Annotated in this window: 8 protein-coding genes and 1 pseudogene; 1 reads left to right on the forward strand and 8 read right to left on the reverse strand. The window is 71.9% G+C overall.

The features are described 5' to 3' along the window. From ABZ281_RS24890 to ABZ281_RS24925, 8 genes and pseudogenes are all read right to left on the reverse strand, one after another. Positions 1-695: pseudogene (locus ABZ281_RS24890) on the reverse strand (flavoprotein); the annotation flags it as partial. 28 nt (positions 696-723) lie between these two features. Beyond that, positions 724-2,400 (reverse strand): radical SAM protein, encoded by a 1,677-nt coding sequence (locus ABZ281_RS24895; RefSeq protein WP_356658813.1) that lies wholly within the window; start codon positions 2,398-2,400, stop codon positions 724-726. 42 nt (positions 2,401-2,442) lie between these two features. Continuing rightward, positions 2,443-3,171 carry a TIGR04283 family arsenosugar biosynthesis glycosyltransferase gene (locus ABZ281_RS24900; protein WP_356658815.1) on the reverse strand — a complete coding sequence of 243 codons (729 nt, stop codon included), beginning with the start codon at positions 3,169-3,171 and terminating at the stop codon, positions 2,443-2,445. Next, positions 3,168-3,842, reverse strand: coding sequence for a TIGR04282 family arsenosugar biosynthesis glycosyltransferase (locus tag ABZ281_RS24905; RefSeq protein ID WP_356658817.1), 675 nt, complete (start codon positions 3,840-3,842; stop codon positions 3,168-3,170). Before ABZ281_RS24905 ends, ABZ281_RS24900 begins: the two co-directional genes overlap by 4 nt. Next, on the reverse strand, positions 3,839-4,627 hold the full coding sequence (locus tag ABZ281_RS24910) for an MTAP family purine nucleoside phosphorylase (RefSeq protein WP_356658819.1): 789 nt from the start codon (positions 4,625-4,627) through the stop codon (positions 3,839-3,841). The genes ABZ281_RS24905 and ABZ281_RS24910 overlap by 4 nt, the downstream gene beginning before the upstream one ends. A 3-nt stretch (positions 4,628-4,630) precedes the next feature. After that, entirely contained in the window at positions 4,631-6,064 is a 1,434-nt protein-coding gene (locus ABZ281_RS24915) for a radical SAM domain-containing protein (protein WP_356658821.1), read from the reverse strand. Further along, entirely contained in the window at positions 6,064-6,525 is a 462-nt protein-coding gene (locus ABZ281_RS24920; protein ID WP_356658823.1) for a MauE/DoxX family redox-associated membrane protein, read from the reverse strand. The genes ABZ281_RS24915 and ABZ281_RS24920 overlap by 1 nt, the downstream gene beginning before the upstream one ends. Continuing rightward, on the reverse strand, positions 6,522-7,931 hold the full coding sequence (locus ABZ281_RS24925; protein WP_356658825.1) for an FAD-dependent oxidoreductase: 1,410 nt from the start codon (positions 7,929-7,931) through the stop codon (positions 6,522-6,524). Before ABZ281_RS24925 ends, ABZ281_RS24920 begins: the two co-directional genes overlap by 4 nt. Before the next feature lie 259 nt (positions 7,932-8,190). On the opposite strand from ABZ281_RS24925, the gene ABZ281_RS24930 reads away from it, so the two are divergent. Further along, on the forward strand, positions 8,191-8,963 hold a 773-nt coding region (locus ABZ281_RS24930; protein ID WP_356658827.1), incomplete at its 3' end, for a methyltransferase domain-containing protein.

Consider the following 8,963-nt stretch of genomic DNA (forward strand, 5'->3'; position numbering starts at 1 on the left):
GGTACGGCGCCCCAGTCGGGCGCCGTACCGCGCACCGCCCACTGGACACGGGTGCCGTGCAGGGCGGCGAGGTCGCGGGCCGCGGTCTGGGCGGACTTTCCCGCGCCGACGAGCAGGACGGTGCCCGCCCAACGGCCGGGGTCGCTGGTGTCCGGGAGGGTACGGGTGACGCGCTCGGCGAGGGCGCGCTCGCCGGGGGCGGGGACGCCTCCGGGGCCCAGGGTGTTGGGGTGGGAGTAGGTGCCCGTGCAGTCCAGGACGAGATCCGCCTCGGCGGTGTCCTCACTGTCGGGGGTGTCCAGGAGGAGGGTGAAGGGAGTGGCGGCGCGGGTGTCGGTGCCGATGTGCTCGTGCTTGAGCAGGCCGGTGCGGGCGACGCCGGCCACGCGGGTGCGTAGCCTGATGCTGCCTTCGAGGGCGGGCAGTGCGGCGAGCGGGTCGAGCAGTCGGCTGGCCAGTTCGGCCCCGGTGGGGCAGTCGGCGCCGGTCGGGGCGTCCGGCAGGTGGGTCCGCATCCGGCCCGAGACGTTCAGGTCCCACGGGGTGAAGAGGCGGGCATGGCCCCAGGCCCGCACGTGGGCGGCGACGGTCTCCCCGGCTTCGTAGAGGGTGAACGTCCATCCGGCATCGGCGCAGGCGAGAGCGGCGTCGAGGCCGACGGGTCCGGCGCCGAGGATCGCGACGTGTCGCTGCATGGGGGCTTCCTTTCGGTGCGCGTACGTCTCAGATGGCGCAGTGGACGGGGCGGGGCAGGGTGCCGTCGGTGAGGCGGGCGGCGAAGAACCGCTCGGTGACCAGCTGTTTGCCCGCGGTGAGCGAGGTTCCGGCGGGCGCGAGATGGAGATCGGGGCTGGTGGCGAGGTCGGCGCCGGCGGGGTGCCAGTGCAGTCCGTCGGTGGTGACGGTCAGTTCGGGGATGCTGGAGTCCTCGCCGATCTCCACTCCGGTCTCGGCGAAGCCGCGGCGCAGCACCGGGCGTACGGCGAAGTGGTCGGCGGGCAGGCCGAGTCCGGCCAGCAACTCGGCGACCGCGGGGACCTCGTGGGTGTTCTCCGGGGTTTCGGTGAGGGCGACGCGTGGAGGCAGTCCCAGGCCGATCAGGTGGCGGATGCCGTCGAGGGTGCGCTGCCAGGAGCCGGAACCGCGGTGAAGGTCATGGGTCTGGGCGGTGGCGCCGTCCAGGGACGTCTGGACGGTGAGCTTGCGGTTGGCCAGGTCCGTGAGGCCGGCGGCGCGACGGCCACGCAGCAGCATCGCGTTGGTCATCACGACGGTGGGCAGCTCGGCGGAGGCGTAGTCGAGGAGGCCGACGATGTCCGGGTGGAGGAAGGGCTCGCCACCGGTGAGGTACAGCTCGGTGAACCCGGCCTGTACGGCCTCGTCGACGAGGGCGCGGAAGGTGTCGGTGGGCAGGGTGCGGGGAGTCGCCTTCGGGGAGGAGGCGACCGCGCAGTAGTCGCAGGCCAGGTTGCAGTGGAAGTTGGTGTAGATCCACAGGCGCGCCGGGAAGTAGGGGGTGTCGAACAGCGGGACCACCGGCCGGTCGCCTTGAAGGGCTTGGGGCGCGGTCTCTCCCCAGCCGTCGTCCGCCGGGCGGAAGCCGGAGGGCAGTGTGGAGCGGTAGAGGTGGTAGCGGCCCCGGGAACGCTCACGCGGCGGAAGGATCTCCAGACAGGTGGTCCACCAGCCGGTCTCGATGGTCTCGGCGAAGATCTCAGGGAGCCCGGCGGCGCGCATCGAGCGCGCCTGCGCCCGCCAGTCGTACGCGAGCGGGATCAGCTCGGCGGTGACGTGACCGTTGGAGAGGTCGAGGATCGCGTACCAGACCTCGTGGCGGCCGTCGTTGGCGGGTTTGCCGAGTACGCCGACGTTGACGGCGAGTGTGTCGCCGATGCGTCGCTGCCAGGGCAGACCACTGTGGGTGCACAGCACGACGTCGGCCCCGGACGCCTCGGCGCGGAGGCGGTGTTGCTCCTCGGGGAGCGACTCCCACCAGAAGTCGTTCAGCGCCAGGGTCGAGCCGTGGACCATGTGGACGTCGACGCCGTCGATGGTCTCCCGGCGCTCGGTGGGCAGGGTGCCCATCCAGGCGGCGAAGTCGCGGCCGGTGGTGGCGAGCGTGTGGTCGTAGATGAGTTGGGCGTACTCGTTGTCCTTCGGGTCGCGGTAGCCGCAGCCGCAGTCGGTGTCGCCGCGGGCGATGGCCACGTCGTAGTTCCCGGCGACGCACTCGATGCCGTTGTCGGTCAGGATCGGCCACAGGGAATCGACCTCGGCGCCGAAGCCGCCGAGGTCTCCCAGGCAGAACAGCCGCTCGGCGCCCCGGGCACGGGCGTCGTCGACGAACGCCTGGAGGGCGTACGGGTTCCCGTAGGGCCCTCCGCAGACTGCGATGCGCATGAGATCGGTCTCCAAGGTCTGAAGGGAGGGGAGCGGGGGCGTTCAGGTGCTGCTGGTTCGTGCCGCTCTCGGCGTTCTGTTCGGCAAGAGGCGGGGGCCTGCGATGTAGCGGGCGCGAATGGCCTCCGGGTCGACGCCGGCGAAGTACAGCAGCTTCAGGTACTGCATGAAGGCGATCATGCGCCAGGTCCCGTGGGCGATCAGCCGGCGTGAGGAGGCCGTCGAGGTGGCGGGCAGCAGGCTCAGCCGGCCTCGGCGGTGCAGGCGCCGCGACATCTCCAGGTCCTCCATGATGGCCAGGTCGGGGAAGCCGCCGAGAGCCTCGAAGACGGTGCGGCGCATGAACATGGCCTGGTCGCCGAAGATGTGGTGGAGGCGCCGCGCGCGGGCGTTGGACGTCCACGCAAGGTAGTTCAGGCCGGGTGTCCGGCGGTCGAAGCGGAGGGTGAGGCCGCCTCCGACCACGGCCGGGTCGGCGAGCGCGGCCCGGATCTGGCCCAGGGCTTCGGGGTCGATGGCGGTGTCGGCGTGGATGAACCACAGGATGTCGCCGGACGCGTGGCGGGCGCCCTCGTTCATCTGCTTGGCCCGGCCGCGCTCACTGCCGATCACGGTGGCGTGGAGAGCGGCGAGTTCGGCGGTGGCGTCGGTGGAGCCGCCGTCCACGACGATCAGCTCGCAGTCGGGGAAGTCCCGGCACAGGCAGCTCACCGCACCGTAGATCGTGGCCTCTTCGTTCAGGACCGGGACGATGATCGACACCTGCGTCATGGCGTCTCCTGGGGCTGGAGCAGGGCGGCGATCGGGGTGGGCAGCGCCGGTTCCGTCAGGAGAGCGGTGGCGTCCTCGGGGGTGTCCAGGTCCGGCAGTGGACGCGGCAGTCTCATGCTCAGCCCTTCGCCGTCGGCGAGGGCGCGGGCCGCCGCGAGTACCCGGTCCGTGCACCGGACATCCGGTTCGAGGGCGAAGAGCGAGGTGTGGGGTGCTCGAAGGCCGATCAGGTGGTAGCCGCCCTCGAGCGCCGGGCCCAGCGCCACGTCATGGTGTTCCAGGGAGGTGAACGCGGCGCTCAGAGGGTCGTCGGTGAGGGACGGCGCGTCGGTGCCGACGACCAGGAGCGGGTCCGCGCCGTCGGTGGAAGCGTCGGTGACGGCCGCGGCCAGGCGCTGTCCGAGGTCTTCACCGTGCTGGCTCAGCAACCGGACACCGGTCGGCACCGCCGTGCTGATGGCGTCTTTGCCGTCGTTCGGCGCGTAGGCAAGGTAGGTGCGCGTGGTGTGGGCGGTGGTGACGGCCGTGGTGTGGCGGATGAGTTCGGCCTGGAGTTCCGCGCGGCGCAGTGGGCCCAGCAGGGGCTGCAGCCGGCTCTTGACCGTGCCGGGCCGGGGCGATTTCGCCATGGCCAGGAACGAGGGGGCGCCCCCGTGGCCGACGGCGTTCACGCGTCGAACCGGTAGACGAAACCGGCCCCGCTCACGGCGCTCAGGGAAAGCAGCGCGTGCCCGGCCAGCGTCGCGAAGACCTCCTTGCTCACCTCCATGCGCTCCAGCAACGCCTGTACCGGTTCCGGTTCGGGGGCGACGCCGTTGGCGTAGTCGGTGACGAATCCGGCCAGCGCCATGGGCAGCTCGGCCTCACCGGCCAGGACGACCTCCGGTCCCGCGGTCTGGCTGACGGCGCTGACCCCGGCCGAGGCCAGCGCGGCCACCTCGGGGCGCGTGTTGAAACGAGGGCCGTCGACGTGCCCGTACACGCCCTGCGTCGCGACCGGCACCCCAGTCTGCTCGGCGGCCGTGATCAGCGCTTGGCGCAGTGGTTCGCTGAAGGGCCGGTCGAAGATCCAGTGGCCGCGGCCTGCCTCACCGGGGGTGTCGTACCAGGTGCAGGGGGTTCCGTCGGGCAGCCGGTTGGCGGGGAAGTACAGGTCGTCGAAGACCACCAGGGAGCCCGGCTGCAGGTCCGGGTCGAGGGAGCCGCAGACGGTGAAGGACACGACGGCCTCCGTCCTGCAGGCCAGCAGGGCGGAGAGGTTCGCCTTGTGGTCGACCTGGGTGGAGAGCCGGTGGTGACCGGCTCCGTGCCGGGACAATTGGACGATCTCCGCATCCCCCAGGCGTCCCTCGGTGACGGTGACTTCGCCGTGGTCGGTGACGACGGTCCGCTCCGCGGCCCCTTCCAGGTGGGGCCAGTCGTAGCTGCCCGAGCCGGTGATCACACCTATGCGCATGGACTACTTCTCCTTCGGTGACGTGCTGGACGAGCGGTCGGCGGTGGTGCGGACCTCGACGATCGGCAGCAGTGTGCGCAGTGCCGCGTTCTCGGTGGGGTCGAGTACGGCGTGCTGCACGCAGGCGGGGACGAGGGTGCCGTTCTCGGGGTGGGCCATGGCGTAGTGGCAGGCGGCCAGCCGCTCCTGGGTCTCGCGCAGTCGCGGCTCCGCGGCCTGCTCGCCGCGTTGCGTCATCTCCCAGGCCGGGGCGACGACTTCGGCGTCCATGAACTGGTGCATGACGAACGTGACCGGGCGCGCCCGCATCCGGTGGCGGGCCAGCCGCATCAGCCCGACGCGGCGGGCAGTGCGGACCAGCCAGCGCAGTGCCGTCACTGCGGTGGACGGGTGCCGTGCCACCACCCGAAGGACCTTGGCGGCGAGGAGGGCGGGTGGAGTGCCGGTGAAGGTGACTCTCCCGAAGTAGCGGAAGAACGCGTCGCGTACGGCGAGGTCGCGCGGGTCGCCGCCGTCGAGGAACGGATACCAGCGGCGGCCGACGTAGAAGCCGTAGGCGGTGCGGTTGCAGCGCACATCGCCGTTCTCGAAGACCCGGTAGCCCAGCCGGGTCCCCGCGCCGCGTTCGATCTCCGCCCACACCGCGTCCGGGGTCGCCTCGCGGAACTTCTCCTTCCAACGGCGCTCGTCGCCGAGGAAGGCGGCGGGCTGGAAGGAGAACATGCCGTAGCCCATGGCGTGGCAGTCGCGGATCACGCTCGCGACCTCGTCGAGGTTGCCCGGGGTGACGGTCATGTTGTGGGCGAGGAAGAACCGCACTCCGTGCTCGCGCCGCAGACGGAAGAACATGGCGGCGAACCGCGCCCGGTACGGATTCAGCGACTGCTCGTCCGGCGGGCGTTCGATGCCGCGCCGGCCGTACATGAACTTGTCGAAGTGCGCGGCGAAGGACAGCCGCGCAAAGCGCCGTCTGCCGTCCGGGCCGAGTGCGAGCCGGGCGAGGTAGTCGTAGTCGAAGTCGCCGTGGGTGAAGCTCATCGGTTCCCGGCCCTGCTCCCGCATGATCGACAGCGCGGCGGCGTGGTCGTCCGGGGCGAGCAGGCTCACCTCGCCGCCGATGAGCTGGGTGTGGGCGTGCGGGCCGCGCAGCTCGCGCAGCAACCCCATCTGGGCCGCGATCTGTTCGCGCGTGTGCGGGCCGTCGATGCGTACGTGGTTGGCGTCCCGGGAGTGATAGCAGGGCGTGCACTTGAGGTTGCACTTGGGGAAGACGCCGTGGGTGCCCTCGCAGCCGACTCCATGTCGGCCGAGGACCTGGCCCGGTGTCCTGGCCACGTCGGGGAGTTCCGCCCAGCGGCGTTCCATGGCGTCGGCGAACTCGGTGTCGTAGGGACGGGTGGCACGTTCGAGGGCACGCAGTGCCGTGATGATCCACATCAGTGGTTCCCCTGCGGTGTCGGGGCCGCCGCGGAGACTTGGCCGGTGAGGAGGGCGGGGCGGGCCCGCCGCAGTCCGCGCCACAGCAGCCGGGCGTACAGCAGCATCAGGGCGTCCTCGACGAGGACGTACCAGCGCAGCGGCTGGGCGGTGTACGTGCCGAAGCAGCCGCAGTTGTCGAGGCCGAGCCTGCGGGCGAAGGCCTGGGTGGCGAGGGTCGACCACACCAGCGCGACGCCCGTGTACAGCCAGACGGGCGTGGCGGCGCGGGAGCGGGGCCGGGTCAGGAACCAGCCGGCCGTCACCGCCTCAGCGCTGATCAACGCCACGGCCAGAGCGGTCGAGGCCGCGCCGGAGGTCAGACCGTAGGTGGTCGGGATGGCGGGCATCGCGTCGAACGAGGCGATCTGGCCCAGCGCCATCGTCGCGAGGACGGCACCCAGGACGATGCGGAGGATCACCGGATCACCCCTCTGCGGAGCTTCAGCAGCGCGCCGATGGGACCGCTGCCACGTGCCAGGCGGGCGTAGACATCGGCCAGTGCCGTATGCCAGGGTCCGTCGGCGTATGTGGGGTAGGGGTGCACGGTGCGCGCGTAGTCGGACGGCGTCCAGCCCAGGCGCACCGCCGCCGCCAGATGGGCGATGGTCTCCCCGGCCCTCGGCGACACCACCGTGGCTCCGACGATCTTCCCGCGCGGGCCCAGCACGAGAGTGGTGAAGCCCTCGGTGCGGCCGTCGGCGACGGCCCGGTCGCCCCGGTCGTTCCCCAGCGTGTGGACGCGTGTGCGTTCGCCGTACTTTTCGCGCGCCTCGTCGGCGGTGAGGCCGACGCGGGCGATTTCAGGATCGGTGTACGTCACCCAGGGCACCGCGCGGTAGTCGACGGGGCGCCGCACGCCCAGCAGAGCGTCGGTGGCAGCCGCTCCGCCCTGCGTGCCGCCCAGGTGAGTGAACGCAGAACGGCCAGTGACGTCACCGGCGGCGTAGATCCGATGGTTGGTGGTACGCAGCCGATCGTCGGTGCGGACGTGACCGGTGCCGGTCAGCTCCACACCGGCCGCCCCCAGGCCGAGCCCCTGGACGTTGGCACGGCGGCCCGTGACGGCCAGCAGCGCGTCGTACGCGAGAGGGCCACCGGGCCCGTGGACGGCATCGGCATCGACTCTCTCGGCACGGTAGCCCGTCAGCACGGTGACGCCCTCGGCCTCCAGCCGCTCCCGCAACACCTGTGCCGCCCGGGGTTCCTCACGCGGCACCAGTCGTTCCATGGCCTCCACGAGGGTGACCTGCGAGCCGAGCCGGGCGAATGCCTGGCCCAGCTCGCAGCCGATGGGCCCTCCGCCCAGCACCACCAGGCGGCGCGGGAGTTCGGACAGCTCCCAGACGCTGTCGCTGGTCAGCGAGTCGGCCTCGGCCAGGCCGGGGACCGGTACCAGGGCCGGTGAGGAACCCGTGGCGATGAGCGCGTACCGGAAGGAGAACTCCTGCTCGCCCGCAGTCAGGGCTCCCGGGCCGGTGAAGGACGCCGCGCCGTATGTGACGTCGACTCCGTACGGGGCGAGTGCCTCAGCCGAGTCATGCGGTTCGATCGCGCCGATCGCCCGTTTCACCTCCGCCAGGGCCGTCGTGAGGTCGGCCGGACCGGTCACCGGCGGGAGCCCGTAGGCAGCGGCTCGGCGGGCCGCCTGTACGTCGGAGGCGACGTGGAGCAGTGCCTTGCTCGGTACGCACCCCGTCCACAGACAGTCTCCGCCCAGCCGGTCCCGCTCGACGAGCAGCGTCCGGGCGCCGAAGCGCCCGGCGGTGCGGGCCGCGGTCAGCCCGGCGCTGCCGCCGCCGATGACCACCAGGTCGTACCTGTTCATGGTTCGGGCTCTCTCCAGTCGGCGGGCCGCCGTGGGACGGGCGGCGCGCGATTGTGGGACGTGGGGGAAACCCGCTGACACAGCCGGGGCCTTCCCTTTCTCCGCCCCACGATCACGGTCACGATGGCCCTCCCGCGTGATCCGTGCGGGTCCGGCGTGTCCGAAACGGAATGAGGGGCCGGCCCGGCAGGGTTCCCGACAAAGGACAGGGGCGAGTAGTCCCCATGGGCGGGAAGATCGGGATGAGGGCGAAGGCTGGATGGACGAACCGGACTGGCGGCGCTTCATCGCCGCCTACCACCATGCGCACCCCGGCATCACCGAGCAGCTCCTCTCCCGGGCCGATACCTCCCCCTACGCCTGGCTGGCCGAACCGCTGCGCGGTATCGAGGGCACGGTCCTCGATCTGGCCTGCGGCTCGGCACCCACCCGCGACGAACTCCCCGACGCCGACTGGATCGGGATCGACCTGTCGGCGGCAGAACTCGCCGAAGCGGCACGCCGGGGCCGCGGACCGCTGGTCCGGGCCGGTGCGGACGCGCTCCCGGCCGCCTCCGCGAGCGTCGGGGCGGTCTGCGCGGCCATGTGCCTGCCGGTCGTCACCCCGCTGCCGCAGGTTCTCGGGGAGGTCCGGCGTGTGCTGCGGCCCGGAGGGGTGCTCGCGGCGCTGGTGCCCTCCCGGTCCGGGCTCTCCCCCTCCGGCATGCTCGGCTGGGTCCGGGTGATGGTAGCCCTGCGTGCCGTAAGCCAGCCGTGGCCCAACCCGCAGGCTCGCGACGGGCTGGCCGCTGTGCTGCGCACGGCGGGTTTCCGGGTCCGCTGTGACGAGCGACGTGTCTTCACTCTGGCCATCGACTCGGCCGACGCGGCGGCCCTGCTGGCCGATGCCCTGTATCTGCCCGGACTGACACCCGACCGCTCCCGGGCTGCCAAGCGTTCCCTGGCACGGTGGGCGGTGCTGGTCGCCCCGGTGTTCAGCGACGAGGGTGACGTCACGTACTACGTCCCCGAGGGCACCTGGACGCAACTGAC

Origin of the sequence: Streptomyces sp. NPDC006265, from assembly GCF_040613555.1 — a bacterium.
GTDB lineage: Bacteria > Actinomycetota > Actinomycetes > Streptomycetales > Streptomycetaceae > Streptomyces.

Excerpts from the sequence above, each read along its gene's own strand:
- ABZ281_RS24895 (WP_356658813.1), bottom strand. The coding sequence starts at position 2,400 with ATGCGCATCGCAGTCTGCGGAGGGCCCTACGGGAACCCGTACGCCCTC.
- ABZ281_RS24900 (WP_356658815.1), bottom strand. The coding sequence starts at position 3,171 with ATGACGCAGGTGTCGATCATCGTCCCGGTCCTGAACGAAGAGGCCACG.
- ABZ281_RS24910 (WP_356658819.1), bottom strand. The coding sequence starts at position 4,627 with ATGCGCATAGGTGTGATCACCGGCTCGGGCAGCTACGACTGGCCCCAC.
- ABZ281_RS24915 (WP_356658821.1), bottom strand. The coding sequence starts at position 6,064 with ATGTGGATCATCACGGCACTGCGTGCCCTCGAACGTGCCACCCGTCCC.
- ABZ281_RS24925 (WP_356658825.1), bottom strand. The coding sequence starts at position 7,931 with ATGAACAGGTACGACCTGGTGGTCATCGGCGGCGGCAGCGCCGGGCTG.